The organism is Yersinia sp. IP36721, from assembly GCF_003634395.1.
GTDB lineage: Bacteria > Pseudomonadota > Gammaproteobacteria > Enterobacterales > Enterobacteriaceae > Yersinia > Yersinia entomophaga.
The window spans coordinates 25,238-42,144 of record NZ_QCZL01000019.1 but is presented as its reverse complement, the minus strand read 5'-3'; the positions used below and the strand labels follow the sequence as shown (position 1 = coordinate 42,144).

The window sequence follows — 16,907 nt, the reverse complement described above, 5'->3', positions numbered from 1 at the left end:
CAAGGAGATAATAATGAATCTAGATATTGTAACTTTAATTCGTGACACACTATTGGAAACAGGCTGCGATGAATCGTTATTAAATGATTTCGACGGCCACTCGACTATATCGCTAGATTTTTCAGATCGTGCCAGCATGTTAATTAGCCTGATTGACGATCAGGTCTGGTTATGGTCGCGTATTGGTGAGGAAAATACTCACGTATTAAGTCAAAAAGCTGATGACCTTTTAAAAACTTTAATGGAAGGCTGCGCTTTCACTCCGTCAGGGCAATTACAGTTAGCCACCAATGATGGGTATATCGAATTAAAGGGGCTAGTTAATTCAAGCTATACCGAGACCAGTACTCGATTTGCTGAAGCATTAGATGAGTTCTTTGCGCTGCAAGAAAAGTTTGTGGAAATTCTTCAATAATGAGTGAAATACCATTGATCCGTTATCAGGCTCATCCTTTGCGCCTGAGCGGGCCGATTCTTGAATCGGTTCTGCCAGGGGTAAAGATCGGTGAAATCTGTGAAATACGTCAGCATTGGCAAAGTACCGAGGTGGTTGCTCGTGCCCAAGTGCTGGGATTTAATCGCGATCTGGCGGTACTTAGCCTGATTGGTAACGCCAATGGTTTATCCAGAGATGCCGTGATTAGCCCAACCGGTAGCGCATTGACGGTCGCACTGACCCATTCATTATTAGGTTGTGTATTAGATCCCTCAGGGCAAGTCGTCGAACGATTCTCCGATTCCGCCGCCATATTGGGGCATGAAATTCGCCCCATTGATGCACCGCCACCATCATATTTGCAGCGCGTAGGTATTCGTCAATCGTTTATTACTGGCGTGCGAGCCATTGACGGCTTGATTACCTGCGGGATCGGTCAACGGCTCGGTATTTTTGCTGCGGCAGGCTGCGGAAAAACTACGCTAATGCATATGTTGATCGAGCAGGCAGATGCAGATGTGTTTGTTATCGCACTCATAGGTGAGCGCGGCCGAGAAGTGACTGAATTTACTGATATTTTACGAAGGTCTGGGCGGCAACAGCAGTGCGTGTTGATTTATGCCACCTCGGATTTTTCTTCTTTGGATCGCTGTAATGCGGCTTTAGTGGCTACCACGGTTGCTGAATATTTTCGTGATTCAGGCAAAAAAGTGGTGCTGTTTCTGGATTCAGTTACGCGTTATGCCCGCGCTTTGCGGGATGTGGCATTAGCCGCAGGCGAAGCACCAGCCCGGCGAGGCTATCCGGCTTCGGTATTTGAGGCTTTGCCAAAATTACTCGAGCGTCCCGGCTGTACTCATAGTGGAAGTATCACCGCGTTTTATACCATTTTACTGGAAAGTGATGATGAACCAGATCCAATTGCGGAAGAGATTCGCTCTATTTTGGACGGACATTTTTACCTTAGCCGCAAACTGGCGGCCAAAAATCATTATCCGGCAATTGATATTTTACGCAGTGTGAGTCGTGTAACCGGTCAGGTTTGCCAACCGTCGCATTTACACAGCGCAGCCGAAGTCCGACGGATATTGGCGAAAATCGAAGAATTACAGATTTTTGTGGACCTAGGGGAATACAGCGCCGGAGAAAATGCGGAAAACGATCGCGCTATTCAGCGACGTGATGATTTATTCCGTTGGCTGTGTCAGCCCGTTGAAGAACACGCTGTATTTGAAAATACATTGAGTCAATTGCATGAATTTGCTTCGTAAATTCACTGCACTACTACTGCGCAGTGAAAGCAAAACTCAGCGTCAGGAGCGGATATTAACGCAGCTTGATAGCCGGATACGTGAGTGCCAAAAATCTGTTCAGGCTCTAGACGCTCAACGCAAAGCGGCAACCGGCCTGTTGCACAGTTTGCGCCCGCAGGGGCAGGGACTAAATCGCGCCATGCTGTATGCAGTACAGCGGAAACAGTCCGCGCTTCGTCGCCGAATTGCCAATATTGACCTGGAAAAAGTACAGCAGCTAACGGATCTGAAAAGCTGTGAAGAGGACAGGCAAAAGGCGCAGGTGCAGCGTCTGAGACTCATTCATCAGTCTGATAAATACAAGCATTTGCAAATGCTTGAGCGGAAAGCTCACCGCCAGATGGCCGACCGAATGGAAGAAACCGAAATTGAGGAGATTATTGCATGGAACAAGTAAATAGCGTTTCAGGAGCCAATACGGGGCGAACGGAAAATATCTCCGAAGTTGCGCAACCTATTTCCGATATTGTCAGAAAGAAACAGCAGGAAGAAAAGGGCGAGCGTTTTACCGAGATCGCCGATAAAACCGTTCCGTCTATGCCAACCCTATTATCGCCGCTATTGGCCTTGCAGCTTGGAATTGGTCATAACGCTGACTCTACAACCAAAAAGGCTGAAATAAGCGCGCTGAAAGGATCTAAGCTTCAGGCAACTCATCCGCGTTTGGATTATTTAACTCAGGAAATTCCTGCTAAGCCGATCGCACAGCTTCAGCAAAGGATTCCTGAGCGTCTAACAACGAAAGATATGACAGATAAATCCCTACTGGCTGCTCTACCGACGGGAAAAGAAACAAAAAATATTGAAGTAATAAGAAATCCGCAGCCGTTGCAGAAAAATAGCCATGTCACAGATGCCATACCCGTTGCTTCTCTTGCCCGGTTCCCTACAGATAAAACCAGCGAGTTTTCTGCCAATGGAGATCGTCAAAATTTAACTGCGCCGAATCATGAAAAGTTAAATATTGTGCAACAGATTGGCGGCAAACCGACATCGACTGATATGACAGCTACTGGAGAGAGTGAAGCTTTATTTCCTCAGTTTAAAAAAGAGGTAAAAGTGGATTCTCTAGCCTCAGATAAAGGGCGCCCTGAATGGTTATATCCGGTACCGAATAAATCAACCCATTCGGTGGTGGATATAGCAACCAAGGCTGCATTGCCTATGGGAAAAACCGATAAGTTTCCACAGCCGCAATCAGGAAATAATGAAATAGAAGGGCCAGGGAAACTCACTTACCGTTTTAAACAATGGGGTGAAGGACATCATGTCAATATTTCAACGCAAACCCAAAATCACTCAGCTCAGGTGGTCTTTCAACCCTCGGACGCCACGGTTCAACAGCGTTTAGGCACTGGAGAAATGCCCCAGCATTGGAGCTTATTGCGTGACGGGGAATCGCAACAGCAGCAGAAACAGCATCAGGAACAACCGACTCAGGACGAGGAGGAAGCTCAGTGATTGGCCGGTATTTTCGTCAAATAAGTCAGGAACAACTTGTCTGGTCACGTGTTGCTGAACATTGGGAACGGCAAGGTATCGACGTGAGTTTTACTATTCCTCCGCAAAATGTTTGCCTGGTGTCATTTGCTACTGATGCCGGTTGGGAAGGCCTTCTTGATTTACGTAACTGGTTTATGCAAATGATGCCAGAACAGGCAGGGTTAGCGACCAGCGCTTTTACCAATGAACAAATTAAAAATTTATTTATCGGATGCTCGCAGCCGATAAATATGGCGTTGCCGGAATTTAGCTATCAATCAATGCAGAATATTGAGACGGTTGAAGATAACAAGCTATTTAATACTCCGTTGTACGCCATAGATACGGATCGCGGTCGAGTATGGTTGACTAAATTTGTTCACGAATCTGTCAATATTCCAGCAAAAAATCAACGGACAGATTTATCCCATCTTCCTTTGCCGATATGTTTTGAAATAGGAAGTAGCAAGGGGAGTTTAAGGTTACTTAATAAATTAATCTGCGGTGATGTTTTACTTATTACTGATGTCAGGCAGCAAGTAACAATTCATGGCAAACATATTAGATATTACCAGCGTAATGGAGATGAAATAATGCTAGAGGAAGCGATGTCAGATATGCCTGTAGAAAACAAATCTCAGGATAACCAGAGTGATGGTAGCCATGACCAAGAAATATCTATGGGTTTGTCCCCTCGCTCTCAAATGCCTGTTCGCTTAACATTTACCTTGCAACAAACTCAGGTAACGGTTGAAGAACTGGAATTACTATATAAAGGACATATTTTCACCTGTGATCCTGATGCGGAAAAGAAAATCATCATTAGCGGTAATGGCCTGGCACTGGCTCGCGGCGAATTAGTTTGGATAGAAGATCGCTTAGGCGTTGAAATAACCGAGATATACCACGAGGCTGGCAATGGAAAATGATGTTTCCCTTGTTGGGCTATTAGCGTTTGCCACTTTACTACCTTTTATTATTGCCTGCGGCACCTGCTATATCAAATTCTCCATTGTCTTTGTTATGGTCAGAAACGCGCTGGGATTGCAGCAAATCCCTTCAAATATGACGCTTAACGGTATCGCGCTGTTGTTATCGATGTTTGTCATGATGCCTGTGGTGCAAGAGGGCTACCACAGTTATCGCGAGAATAATGTCGATATTAGCAGCGTAGAGTCGGTGACTTATTTCGTAGAGAATGGCTTCGAAGGTTACCATCGCTATTTAGAAAAATATTCAGATCCGGAGTTAGCGCGCTTCTTCTCTGATGCGCAGCTAAAAAGGGACGGTGTTAAAAGTGGTAGTGCAGAGGATACCGAAAGGGTTTCTATTTTATCCCTGTTACCAGCCTACGCTCTAAGTGAAATCAAAAGTGCCTTTAAAATTGGCTTTTATTTATATCTACCTTTCGTGGTAGTTGATTTGCTAATTTCCAGTATTTTGCTGGCTTTGGGAATGATGATGATGAGCCCGGTGACCATTTCTGTGCCGATAAAATTGGTGCTGTTTATTGTGCTGGACGGTTGGTCGCTATTGTCTAAAGGCCTAATCACGCAGTATCTGGATCTGGCTCTATAGCTCGGAGGGCTGGAACAATGAATGAACTCGTCTTTGCCGGTAATAAAGCCTTATATCTGATTCTAATGCTTTCCGCTGGGCCAATTGCCGTGGCAACCATCGTCGGATTAATTGTAGGCCTGATCCAAACAGTCACGCAGCTACAAGAACAAACTTTACCCTTTGGTATTAAATTACTTAGCGTCGCGTTATGCCTTTTTTTAGTTTCAGGTTGGTATGGTGATGTATTGTTGGGCTTTGCTCAAGAAGTATTAACAATAGCGTTGAAATAACCTATGCAAATCGGACTGTTTTTTAATATTCACGACTGGCTCTACGCAATGATATTGGCTTCGGCCAGGTTGATGCCTTCTTTTATCCTACTGCCGTTCCTTAATAATAATACTCTAACGGGTATGATCCGTATGCCGGTTGCCATGATTGTGGGGGTGTCATTGTGGCCTTATCCACTCCAGGAACTACCTGATTTTGATACGTTGTTTTATTTCGGGCTGGTTGCAAAAGAAGTTATCATTGGACTATTAATGGCCTGTTTTTTTTGCTGGCCATTATGGGTATTACATGCCGTCGGTAGCATGATTGATAACCAGCGGGGTGCGACGCTAAGTAGTAGCATCGATCCATTAAGTGGTGTCGATACATCAGAACTTGCCAATTTATTTAATTTGTTTGCTGCCGTGATTATATTAGAAAGCGGCGGGCTTTTGCTCATTTCTCAGGTATTTCAAGCAAGTTATCAACTTTGGGACCCACTGTCTTTTACTTTGCCTTCCCTTTATCCAGCGCTAACTTTCCTGAGTATTATGATGGCGAAAGCATTTATTCTCGCCAGTCCGGTTTTGGTCGGCTTTCTATTGGCTGAAGCGCTGTTAGGTTTATTATCCCGTTTTGCCCCGCAAATGAACGCATTTTCGCTGGCGTTGACGATTAAAAGCAGCATAGCGTTCTTTATTCTTATTTTGTATTTCACCCCGATTATTCCAGTCGAGGTCATTAATATGCGCTTTCATGCGGATTCATTATTTGGCTGGTTGAAATAATACGGTAAAATGGACGTTTTATGTCATCAAATAAAACAGAGAAACCCACGCAGAAAAAACTGAAGGATGCGGCTAAAAAGGGCCAATCTTTTAAAAGTAAGGACTTGGTTATCTCATGTCTTATCTTAATTGGTGCCGAGTACATTATTAATATATCGAGCTTTTTAGAAATGGGGAAAATCGTTACCGAAGCCATCGCAAATGGTTTTTCCAGTACCTTCCATGAGTATGCGCGAATGGTGGCATGGACGGGATTAAAGTTATTGCTTCCCTTTTTACTGCTATGCATATTTGCGTCCGTATTCCCGACGTTGTTACAAACGGGATTTCTCATCGCCACTAAAGCACTAAAGATTAATTTTGCAGCGCTTAATCCTGCGAGCGGTGTGAAAAAGCTATTTAGCTTACGGTCAGTTAAAGATGTGATCAAATCATGTTTGTATTTGGTTAGTTTTATCGTTGCCGCAAATATTTTTTGGGAAAAAAATAAAGAGCTCCTTTATTCGCAGGTTAACGGGGCGCCTCAGCAGATTATATTAGTTTGGGGGGTGCTGTTTCACTCGCTGATCCTGATATGTCTCTCTTGTCTGCTTATGGTCATTATTCTGGATGCATTAGCTGAGTTCTTCCTGCACATCAAAGACAACAAAATGGATAAGCAAGAGGTTAAACGGGAAGCCAAAGAGCAGGATGGCAATCCGGAAATGAAATCCAAACGTAAAGAAATACATATGGAAATGTTGTCGGAACAGGTGAAGTCTGACATTGAAAATTCCAAGGTGATCGTGGCTAACCCAACTCACATCGCCGTGGGAATTTATCTAAATGTAGATGTTATTCCAATCCCCTTCATTTCAGTGCTGGAAACCAATCAGCGAGCCATTGCCGTTCGTACTTATGCGAAAAAGGTCGGCATACCAGTAATCGAAGATGTGAAATTAGCCCGACAAATCTTCAAAACTCACCGACGCTATTCCTTTGTCAGTATGGAGGAATTAGATGAAGTACTCCGTTTACTGGCCTGGCTTGAACAGGTTGAAAATGCCTGGAGCAGCGAGGTCCCTAAAGAATAAACATCGTTTTACAAAGATATTTTTCGCTCATTATTTAAGAATTGCCTGTGTTTGAAAGGGGATGAGCGTTCCTTAAATGTAGTTTTTATTTACCCATGATTAAATATCGTTATCGGCAGCAGCATTCACGCGGTAACGAACAACCTAGGAGATAACAAGGTATGACCCAGGAAAATACGATTATTAGCGATGATGAAATTGAAAACATGCTGTGGGCTGCTCTCAATCAGGGTGCCATGCTAAAAGACATTCACGGTGTATCTGATGAAATGATGGAGCATATATATGCTCATGCCTACCAGTTTTATCACAAGGGGCATTTAGACGAGGCTGAAAATTTCTTCAGTTTTCTCTGTATGTATGACTTAAATAATACCGATTACTTTATTGGATTAGGCGCAGTGAATCAGCTGAAGAAAAACTATCAGAAGGCATGCGATCTCTATTCTCTTGCTTATGTGATGGGGAAAGATAATTTCAGCCCGGTATTCTTCAGCGGTCAATGTCAATTATTAATGGGTAATTTTGTTAAGGCCATGCAGTGTTTTGATTTGGTGTGTAAGCGTAGTGACGATGAAAATTTAATTAAAAAAGCGAAAGTTTATTTACAAACTATTCGACAAAACAGGAAAGAAACGAACGAAGAGGCAGATTAAGCCGAAGATCGTTACGTAATTGGAGAAATTATGGCTACGACGAGTGTTAATAATACCCCTATCCAGCTTGCTGGCTATTTGTTAAATGACGCCAGCAATGAAAATATGGCGGCATTAAAGCAAAAAACTCGAATGCTGCCGCAGCAGGGTGGTTCAATTATGGCGGCGGCCAATCAAAAATTGCAGGCAGCGCAAGAATCTGCACGCAATATCATTTCCGCCGGCATTGACCCAACGCTTAGTGGTGATGTTGAAGTTGAGCTGAATAATGCGCTTTTACAGGAAGCTCCAGTCCTGAGAAAAGCGAACAGTAATCTGACTAAAGACGGAGCTCTGTTGCTGTTATTAACTCAAATGCTGAATTTAAGCAGTGAAATGGCATTGAGTAAACTCTCGTCTAACCTTTCCATATTAATGTCTACCCTGGACGCGCGTAAGAAAGAGGGAGAAAAGGCAAATGCCGAGATTGATAAAGCAATGGGCGAGACCGAGCAGGCTTTATCTGAGTTTGAAAATGCGGTAAGCCAATTAGGCTCGGCTAATAAAAATCAATCGCAGAAAAAAGAGCTTCTCGATCAGGCCAAATCAGATCTGGACAAGCTAAAGAGAGAAGGCGTAGAAAAAGACGATCCTCGTTATATTGCCGCGGAAAAGAAAGTCGCTGGCGCGCAGTCCGATCTCAATACGGCAGAGGCGGCAACCAGTAAAGCTCAGGCCGTGGCGGATCAAAAGCAACAAGCGGCCATGAGTCTGCAAACGAAACTTGAAGGGTTAATAAAGGCGGCGGACGTTAAATACAGCGCCGCTTTACCTGGCAACGCAGCTATCGCTGGGCAAATCGATCAGCAGAAAGAAAAACAGCTCAGCAGCATGGCCACCATGACCATGCTGATGGGGAAATTTATTGAAATCGTAGGTGAGAACTCGATCAATAAATTAAAGAATGATTTAGCCATGACGCAAAAACTCCAGGAAGCGCGTCAAAAGGATATGACCAAAAAAGCCGCTGAATACGATGAGCAACTGCGTAAGGCGGAAGAAACGCGCAAGATGACCGGCTGCATTGCTGATATTCTGGGCGGACTAGCCATTGCCATTGGTGCTATTACATCGGTATTTGGCGGCGCCGGAGTAGCATTAATGGCAATAGGTATAGGTTTAATGGTTGCCGACCCTATTATGGAGGCGGCGACGGGACAATCTTTGACTGGCATGATTTTAAATCCATTTATGGAACATATCTTTATGCCATTAATGTCATTAATTTCTAAAGTAGTGGAAGAGATATTTGATAAAACTCCGATTGGTTTATTGCTTAAAGCAATAGATAAAGCCACCGGGGCAAATATGATGGATACCATTCATAGCGTAGTTTCTGCCGCAGTGACCGTTGCGGTTATTATTGCCGTAGCTTATTTTGCTAAGTCAGCGGCTAAGTTTGTCATCGAAAAAATGGGTAAGGCGATGACAAATATGATTATGGAAACGATTAAGAAAACCATCGAGCAAGCGCTGAAAAAACTGGTGCCGAAAGTAGTTAAAAGTGCCGGTAAGCAAGTGAATCAGGTTTTCAAACAAGCGAGCAAAAGCCTGTCCAAGTCACTATCAAAAGATCCGGTAGCATTGAAAAAGCAATTGAATAATATGGAGATGTTACGTAGCGTAACCACCGTTGGCTCTGGCGTGACTCAAACCACCGGCAATATAGTGGCAGGGAATTTACAGGCTGATGCTATGGAGGCGTTAGCGGCATTTAAACTCGGTAGCGCAGATATGGAAATACTGAAAAAATTCTCAGAGCAGATTCTTGCGTATTTTAAACAAGAGCAAACGCTAATGCAGGAGTTGATGAAGAATATGTCCTCGGTACTCCTTAAACAACAAGACACAGGACGTACTATTCTTCGCAATATGCACGTTTAATATCACTCCATAACCTAATAGGTAAATAATATGTCATCATCCATTGGCAGTAATAGTCACAACCTTATTCTGAATTATCCGAATCTAGATATTACAAAAAAAGAATTAAATGGCGATAAAGAGTCAATTAAAAAAAATGCAAATAATACGAATCAGCCGACTGAATCGAATAAATCAACGGCTGAAAATAAAAATGTAAAAACAGAGGGGAAAATTAGCCCTCAGGCGGCGGCGCTGCGAGAACCTCAAGGTGAGATTCAACCAACGGCGAGTAAATTGATGATGGTGGATTTGGCTGAGAAGAGAACCACCGCTGCGGTGAGCCCTGCGGACGACACGCCAAAACCGGCGATTGCCGCACCGACGGTTGAAACCCAGCCAACGCTGTTGCAAGAGCAGCTGAAACATATTACCGGCGTCAGCAATTTCGCTGCTGAACAAACCAAGGCTACCGATGCAGCACAGCCTAAACAGGGCTTTGCCATCACCAATCTTAATAATTCATTTGGTGCCAGATTATCTAATGTCGTGATGCTTGCAGTGAAAGTATTGACTGAAATGCGAGTGGCGGAAAATAAGCTGGGCGGCCATCAGCTAGAGCTTTCGGCTAAAGCGGCGCAAGCCTCTGCCGCACATACTATCCAAAGTGGTAAAGAAGCACGAAATCAAGCGATTACTCAAGGTGTCGTTGGTTTGGCCACCACCGTGGGTGGGCAAGCTCGGGCGATGAAGGGCACCAAAATGTCGAATAAATCGCTTGATGTGTCCAAACAACAGGCTAATTTCCAGAATCAGGCGAACAAAAGTATCAGCGCTCTGAACAAAGTGGGGCCAGGGCAAAAACCTGGCTCTGCCGTACTACAGAATGATAAATCAATTATCGAAGGCGGCGCGATCCACGATAAACAATACAGTGCAACGCTGAAGGGGATCGAAAGCAGTCGCCAAATGAATAATGCGCAAAAAGTCATTGGTCAAGGTAACGCGGCCAGCCAGATGGGCAACCCTATGGGGGCGGTAGCGGCGTCCCAGTTCCAGGTGAATGAGGCTGAAGAGAAAGCCGGCGCGGCGATTCAGGAAAATGAGAAATCCGTCAAGCAGGAAACCCATGCTGAATCAGTCAAACGTAGCGACCGTGATAAGCAATTGCTGAATTTGCTGATGAATATGCTGTTCCAAACGGTAACGGCAAAAAATGAAACGATCAGCAGCATGATCAATAACAAAGTGTAGTTGCTAAGCCCCCGGAGTTTTGGGGGCGATTTTTCATATGTCTGAGCGATAAGTGAGTCAGTTATGGATGGAATTACTAATAATCACAACACTGTGCGTTTTTCCGAGCATTTAGCGGTTAATTCTAATGAAACGTCGCAGGCTCCCGCCGCTGCGGTTAATGAAGAGGCAAAAGCTGCTCGCATGACCATCCGGCAACAGGTTTTGACGAAAACAAAAACTCAGTTAGATACCTTGCATAATTCAGATAAAATCGCTCAGGGCGCCAACGCGCTGTTAGGCACATTACGCGATATTGAGCAGCGTCAGCCTGAGCGAGCTGCGCGATTAGCCGCATTTTCTACTGAGGGAAAAAGTCAGCAGGATTGTGATAAACAGCTAGAGATATTGCTAACACCCGATAAAAGTGACGCTCTTGCTCGCACGCAGTTAGATGCATTACGTGCTGCGGCTTCGGATAAAAGCAGCCTTGCTCGCCGCACATTGTTAATTGACAGCACCAGTAAGCAATTGCAAACCATTGCACAATTGGCGCAGGCAAATCCTGAGAACTATGACTTAACGGACGAACAAGCGGCTGAATTACAGGCTGCCGCTCGGTCTGTTCGGTTCGCTCCTGCGACAGAACCTACGGAAAATAAAGGTCCGATCTCCAGTTGGGATATTTATAAGGACTTGGCCGACGCCATTGGCGAAATGGATGACAGTTATTTATCCGTCCATGAGTACGCAGTGAAACAATATTCTGATTTTTTCAGTGATTTCTCCGATCTGAAATCTAAATTACAGGAATTTATTAGTTCCGGTAAAGACGGAAATATCATTCTGAAGTCAGGTGAGATCAGAAAGGAATTAGATGCATTACTGAAAAAATATTCTGTAAACCCTGTCACTAAAGCCGCCGTTTTATTTCCTAAACAAAGTGAGACCGGTGGGATTAAAGGGGCATCTAAGGAAGATGCAAAGGCATGGGCCAGTGAATTAGGTGTTGATCCAGATACCTGCGTTAAACAACTGCCTGATGGTTCTTGGGTTTGTACCATAGACACCAGCCCGCTAACAAAAATGAAAAGCGATCTGCCGCATAACGATGTTGAAGATATGAACTCTGCCAAATTCCAGGCTTGGATGGCAGGTTTTGACGCGCAGGCAGAAAAACTACAAACAGCTATGCAAAGCCACTTACAGAAATACAGTACCGCCAGCTCCACGTTCGATAATTTAATTAAAGTTCTCAGTAGCACTATCTCCAGTTTGCTTGAGACAGACAAAAGCTTTTTCAGTAATTAGCGATAAGGAAAGAATATGCCATCTTCTATACAACTGGCTGTCACTCCTCAACTTGATTTCAGCCGTATCACGCAGAACGCTAATACCCATAGCCAGTCTTCTGTGGCTGCGAATATTAGTCACATACAGAATGTGCCTGTTAAACCCTCAACAGAACCTGCATGCAATAATCCCAGCAGCAAGTGTTCTAATGTGCGTAGCGTTTGTGCCCAGTTACATACCCAAACGCAGTCGCAGTTGCAGGGTTCAAACTCCCCTGAGCCGCAGGCTCGTGCTGCGACCTTAAATGCTCCCGCTGATATTCCAACCGGCGAGATTTTTTACGGTCAGCATATGGAACAGGCTAAAGAAGCCTTTCTCTCCGAGCTACCGGCAGACAAAAAGGCTGAGGTCAAAGGAATATTAGACAATGCCATTGATGCAAAGGGGAAAGATAATGTCCTGAGATTTATGCAGTTATTTAGCGAAACCAAAAACTATTGCTGCGAAAATCAGCTTACAGGGGAGAGTAAAGACAAGGCGTTTTCTGATATCGCTAATTCTTTAGTCAAACTGCTGACACAGGATAAATTGCGTAATAATTCTGCGCTAGGCGATAATAGTACAAAAAAGAATCACGAAAAATTTGCTGAATTGCAGCAGAAGCTAATTAGTATGGGATCAGCGGAACCGAAAAAACTTGGTGAACAAATATTGGTTAATCAGGTGTGGCCGCTGGTGTCTGCTTATTTTAGCGATAATGCCGATCCTCACGAAATATTTCGTGAATCACTGTCATTGCTCGATGGGCAAAGGGATCAAAATATAGCGGACAGTGCCAAGTCGCGGTTTGAGAATCTTACTCAGGATTTCAAGCTGATTGCGGTGGTATTAGATCTTCTGCAATCGAGAATTAACGCTCCGCAGGGAGACACCATCGACGGCCCAAATCCGCCCGCGGCACCGAACAGAGAAACGCCTGCCGCTCCGGCAGCACCGGCCACGCCAACAGCAAACGCGCCTGGAGTAACCTACAATACTTACAACTATTACTTTGGTGCTAGTTCCTCATCGCCAACTCAGCCGGCTAATCCAACGACTGTTACGGTAAATCCGACTATCAGCCCTTTATTTAATCCGGTATTTAGCCCATCTATTAATGGTTATCCGGCAGGTGACAGACCAGCATCGGCTCATGCGACGGAGACTAAACGCGTTAATGTTGCAGATAAAACTCTGGAAAACGATGGGCAGAAAGACATCGCGCAAAGAGAGGCAATGGGTAAGTCGGTCATTGGTGTTAGTAATGACAGCAAGCCAACGCCATTCACAACTTTTGTTGATGGTAATACGCCGGGAATGGATTCAACGGAAGTTCGTGAACCCATTAGCCCCGCGCCTTTGATGAATCATAAATCGATTTTGACCCGCGACAGGTCAGCGCAGGGGGATCATGTACCTGCGACTGAAACAGATACCCACGACGAATTGGTGGTCCAGAAAAAAGTTTCTCATCAGTCAGAGATAACTCGGTCAACCCGTGTAGTAACAGATAGCATTTCACAGCTTGATTCAGATGTGGTACTGCGTAGCAAGAATTCTAATCATGAAACGGGAGTCTCTACTCGTTCCGCGACTATTACAGCTAATCCGATTAAGGCTGAGATAAATGCGCCAGAGACAAACGCGCAGGTAAATAATAGGGTAGTGCCGCCACGGTTTAATGGTTCCACTACGACGTGGGATTCAGTTACTCCGTATTTGCCGAAGCAAAATCATGTCAATCCGCCTAATACGCGTACTGTAGGGCCTGCTTTTATCGGAGGAATGGAATCGCCAAACCGAATTGATCAATTAAACCGGAGAAGTAGTGAAGCGGTTCGTAATAGCGGCCAGTTTTTGCCTAAGATGACTGCGGAGAAAACCTCCTCACCAGAACAAGAGAGTCATAATGTCAATCGTACCCGCGTGATAATGCCGCCAAATCGGCCATTGAATAATCCTACGGTGCAGACTCAGGTTGAAACAGCGTTAAATATTACTGAAACAGATTCTATTTCGACACCAAATGCAGCACATACTAATTTAAATGCAGTACCCGAAGAGCATCCAGAATCATTTACCGCCAAACGCCAACGCTTCGAAGATGAGAGTAAAGGGCGTGATGCGTCACGATTAAAACCTAAAAACCCTGCACCTGCGGCGGTTGATTCTGATCGAATAGTGATGAGTCCAGGTTCTTCCTCGGCATTATCTGGGTATCAGCCTCCTCGCAGCGCAAACAAATAAATTTAACTGAGCTAATTTCACCTTTCCTTATTGTAGATAAGGAAGGGTGAAATTAAAGGACAGATTAGATATGAAAGCGATTATTGATGAAGTTTTGGTGTCCTGCCTATTTTGTGAGCAGGTTGATATTTCACCAGATAAGCACATTGTTAACGATCTTTATGCTGACTCCGTTGCTTTGCTTGATATTACGATGGCTTTGGAAGAACGATTCGGATTTGATTTCAATAAACAGGATATCGAGCAGTTTGAAACCGTTGGCGACCTTTACGAAATTGTCATGAGAAATACGGTAACTCTTTAGTAGTATCTTAATGTTCAATGAAAATCATTATTTTCTTATCTCAAGGATAAATCAATGACTCACAAATCACTTTGAGTTAATGCATCAGCCATCATAGTTTTGTAAATATATGTATATATTTATCATCGGCAGTGAGTAAGATATTGCGCAGAATCTTTCTTTATCAAAAGGCCTTAGGTTACGACCTCAAAAAAATCAATTTAATCTAAATCATAATAATTATAATGATCGTTTTTTTAAAGTAATCACTTAGTGATCTGGTTAATTATATAAGCATGTAGATATCTTGTGAGTTTATATTTGCAGGCCGATTAGTCTATTTTTCAGCATGGCTGCGACTCGTTAGATATGTTGCATAATAAGAATGATTTACATTACACCTTGTAAAATTAATATTCCCTTTTGATTTTTTAAAGGGTGAACATAGGAAAGAGTAAACTATGAGGGCCGCAAAGTGATTCAGCATCGATTTGGTAATTACTCATTAAGCTATGATGGCGACCTTATGCATCTTAACGAACGTATTCTTATTCCACCGAAAGAATTGGCGCTCTTAAGATTGTTTCTTGATTCACGAGAGCAACTGCTCTCTAAAGATACGATTATTGAAAAAATCTGGCATGGTGTGCAGATTTCCGATGAGTCTTTAACCCGCTGTGTTTATGGCCTAAGGCGATTATTAGGTGGGAATAAAGATTATATTGTTACCGTATATGGACGAGGTTATCGCTTTGTTCCTCCTGCGAAGGAAAAAGAAGCTTCAACGCTGTTTTTCTCCCGCAGTAATAGCTTCTTTCAACGGCCGGATCGATTCATCTATCCATTACTAAATTAATGTTAACTTGACGGTTAACTATATGGTTTTATAATGATTTTTATTGAGATTTACTTCGTGTTTTGAGAGGGCGTATTTTATATGGCTCTCTCGCTTTTTCATGCTAACTCTTCTACTTAGCCTGTTCCTTTCGGACTGTAAACCTGCATCAATCTCTCATCATTTTTTAATCAAGATCTCACTCTAAAAAATGTTTCTAATAGCGCCAGTAATTTGAATATTTCAATAAATTAATAACGCGCGCTTGGGGCTAGAACTCTCAATTATGGTTAATGAAACTGAACATGGCGGCACATCACCACGCATTGTTGTGCGTCTACTTAACAGTGTCTTGCGAGGGTGCGAGTTTGTTTTAGACTCGGGTACAACTTTATTTATCGTGTCTGAACGGGAGAATATTCACGCTCAAAATTCAGGAACGGTACTTCCAGAAAATATGATATTTGTTCCTATGGAACAAGGCGGTGTTAGCTTTGAAGCCGTGGTGGAGAATAATCAAAATGAAAAAACCACTCTAACACTACGAGAGTTAAAACCTGACGGTAACATAGAAAATACAGTTAATCTTAACGAAGTGATTCATATCGGTACTTTAGATCTCGCCGCGCGTTTTGAACATGATACGTGGAGCCAGGATATCCTCAACCATCCTGAAACGGGAATCAAAAATACGTCAAAGCCGATGGAGAAGAAAAAAGGTTGGTTTTGGACTGGGCTGATACTCCTGTTGCTCACGCTGTGCATAACGGTTTGGGGCTATACCTATTTTAATAGCCAGCAGCGTAAGATTTTAGAAATTTCGTCTCTGCTTGGATATAAAAAGAATCAGTATCAGTATCTTCAGGGAAGAGACAAGATAACTTATATTCTGGCCAATGATGAAAAATCAATGTATTGGGCACAACAAGCCTTGGTAAGAAATCCACCTTCATCTTCAGTTAAAGTGGTCAATATCCCGGCAGAGGAGTCGCGTATTAGCCTTTGGCTGAATGAACATTGGCCAGCGTTAAAATTTCATCGCATTTATCTCAGCAATCCCACAGAGCCGGTTGTTCTGTTGAGTTATGAAAGAGGGCGTCTGGACAATACTCAGAAAAACAGATTGTCTGAATTGCTGAAAAAAGAAATACCTTATGCTGATTCAATTGTTTTTAATCAGATGAAAGATTCGTTAGTGGCGAAAGAAGCTGAGCAAGGCTTGAGTAAAATGTCGATTGTTTTTAGTGAGAATAAGAACGTTGATAGCGTCACTTTTGTTATCCGGGGAGAAATGGATGACAGCGAATTACAAAGAATAAAGACCTTTGTCCAAAGTTATTATCAGCTTTGGGGGGGCCAGTATGTGCAATTTTCCATAGAGCTAAATAATGACTGGCTCAAGGGCAAATCCTTTAAATATGGTGATCAGGGGTATGTAAAGGTTTCTCCTTCTCACTGGTATTTTCCTAAACCTTTATCTTTAAATGAGAAATAAAT

17 protein-coding genes are annotated in these 16,907 nt (G+C 43.4%); all 17 read left to right on the top strand.

Going from position 1 to position 16,907, the window contains the following annotated elements; translation table 11 throughout:
- The first annotated feature begins 13 nt into the window (after nucleotides 1-13).
- Complete coding sequence (gene spaK, locus DBA33_RS14895) at nucleotides 14-415, top strand: hypothetical protein (RefSeq protein WP_084414357.1); 402 nt, start codon at nucleotides 14-16, stop codon at nucleotides 413-415.
- The gene (sctN, locus tag DBA33_RS14890; protein WP_064517786.1) at nucleotides 415-1,707 is read left to right on the top strand and encodes a type III secretion system ATPase SctN; all 1,293 of its coding nucleotides are present in this window, start codon (nucleotides 415-417) and stop codon (nucleotides 1,705-1,707) included. The genes spaK and sctN overlap by 1 nt, the downstream gene beginning before the upstream one ends.
- The gene (locus DBA33_RS14885) at nucleotides 1,691-2,146 is read left to right on the top strand and encodes a hypothetical protein (protein WP_064517789.1); all 456 of its coding nucleotides are present in this window, start codon (nucleotides 1,691-1,693) and stop codon (nucleotides 2,144-2,146) included. Before sctN ends, DBA33_RS14885 begins: the two co-directional genes overlap by 17 nt.
- Nucleotides 2,134-3,210 carry a type III secretion system needle length determinant, SpaN/EivJ family gene (locus tag DBA33_RS14880; protein WP_064517792.1) on the top strand — a complete coding sequence of 359 codons (1,077 nt, stop codon included), beginning with the start codon at nucleotides 2,134-2,136 and terminating at the stop codon, nucleotides 3,208-3,210. Before DBA33_RS14885 ends, DBA33_RS14880 begins: the two co-directional genes overlap by 13 nt.
- A complete protein-coding gene (gene sctQ, locus DBA33_RS14875; RefSeq protein WP_064517794.1) occupies nucleotides 3,207-4,160 on the top strand; it encodes a type III secretion system cytoplasmic ring protein SctQ in 954 nt (317 codons plus the stop codon). Before DBA33_RS14880 ends, sctQ begins: the two co-directional genes overlap by 4 nt.
- Nucleotides 4,150-4,809 (top strand): EscR/YscR/HrcR family type III secretion system export apparatus protein, encoded by a 660-nt coding sequence (locus DBA33_RS14870; RefSeq protein ID WP_064517796.1) that lies wholly within the window; start codon nucleotides 4,150-4,152, stop codon nucleotides 4,807-4,809. Before sctQ ends, DBA33_RS14870 begins: the two co-directional genes overlap by 11 nt.
- A gap of 17 nt (nucleotides 4,810-4,826) precedes the next feature.
- A complete protein-coding gene (locus DBA33_RS14865; protein ID WP_049596341.1) occupies nucleotides 4,827-5,081 on the top strand; it encodes an EscS/YscS/HrcS family type III secretion system export apparatus protein in 255 nt (84 codons plus the stop codon).
- 3 nt (nucleotides 5,082-5,084) lie between these two features.
- Complete coding sequence (gene sctT, locus DBA33_RS14860) at nucleotides 5,085-5,849, top strand: type III secretion system export apparatus subunit SctT (RefSeq protein WP_064517798.1); 765 nt, start codon at nucleotides 5,085-5,087, stop codon at nucleotides 5,847-5,849.
- Nucleotides 5,850-5,869: 20 nt separating this feature from the next.
- A complete protein-coding gene (locus DBA33_RS14855; protein WP_064517800.1) occupies nucleotides 5,870-6,922 on the top strand; it encodes an EscU/YscU/HrcU family type III secretion system export apparatus switch protein in 1,053 nt (350 codons plus the stop codon).
- A 161-nt stretch (nucleotides 6,923-7,083) separates the two neighbouring features.
- Nucleotides 7,084-7,578, top strand: a complete 495-nt coding sequence (gene sicA / locus DBA33_RS14850; RefSeq protein ID WP_064517803.1) for a type III secretion system translocator chaperone SicA — start codon at nucleotides 7,084-7,086, stop codon at nucleotides 7,576-7,578.
- A 30-nt stretch (nucleotides 7,579-7,608) separates the two neighbouring features.
- Entirely contained in the window at nucleotides 7,609-9,501 is a 1,893-nt protein-coding gene (sctE, locus tag DBA33_RS14845; RefSeq protein WP_064517805.1) for a type III secretion system translocon subunit SctE, read from the top strand.
- 30 nt (nucleotides 9,502-9,531) lie between these two features.
- Nucleotides 9,532-10,734 carry a hypothetical protein gene (locus tag DBA33_RS14840; RefSeq protein WP_064517807.1) on the top strand — a complete coding sequence of 401 codons (1,203 nt, stop codon included), beginning with the start codon at nucleotides 9,532-9,534 and terminating at the stop codon, nucleotides 10,732-10,734.
- A 63-nt stretch (nucleotides 10,735-10,797) separates the two neighbouring features.
- Entirely contained in the window at nucleotides 10,798-12,024 is a 1,227-nt protein-coding gene (sctA, locus tag DBA33_RS14835; protein ID WP_120806712.1) for a type III secretion system needle tip protein SctA, read from the top strand.
- A 15-nt stretch (nucleotides 12,025-12,039) separates the two neighbouring features.
- The gene (locus DBA33_RS14830; RefSeq protein WP_120806711.1) at nucleotides 12,040-14,292 is read left to right on the top strand and encodes a hypothetical protein; all 2,253 of its coding nucleotides are present in this window, start codon (nucleotides 12,040-12,042) and stop codon (nucleotides 14,290-14,292) included.
- 70 nt (nucleotides 14,293-14,362) lie between these two features.
- Complete coding sequence (locus DBA33_RS14825; RefSeq protein WP_084414358.1) at nucleotides 14,363-14,596, top strand: phosphopantetheine-binding protein; 234 nt, start codon at nucleotides 14,363-14,365, stop codon at nucleotides 14,594-14,596.
- Nucleotides 14,597-15,050: 454 nt separating this feature from the next.
- Nucleotides 15,051-15,431, top strand: a complete 381-nt coding sequence (locus DBA33_RS14820) for a winged helix-turn-helix domain-containing protein (protein ID WP_128821904.1) — start codon at nucleotides 15,051-15,053, stop codon at nucleotides 15,429-15,431.
- A gap of 265 nt (nucleotides 15,432-15,696) precedes the next feature.
- A complete protein-coding gene (locus tag DBA33_RS14815) occupies nucleotides 15,697-16,905 on the top strand; it encodes a PrgH/EprH family type III secretion apparatus protein (RefSeq protein ID WP_071925616.1) in 1,209 nt (402 codons plus the stop codon).
- Nucleotides 16,906-16,907: the final 2 nt, after the last annotated feature.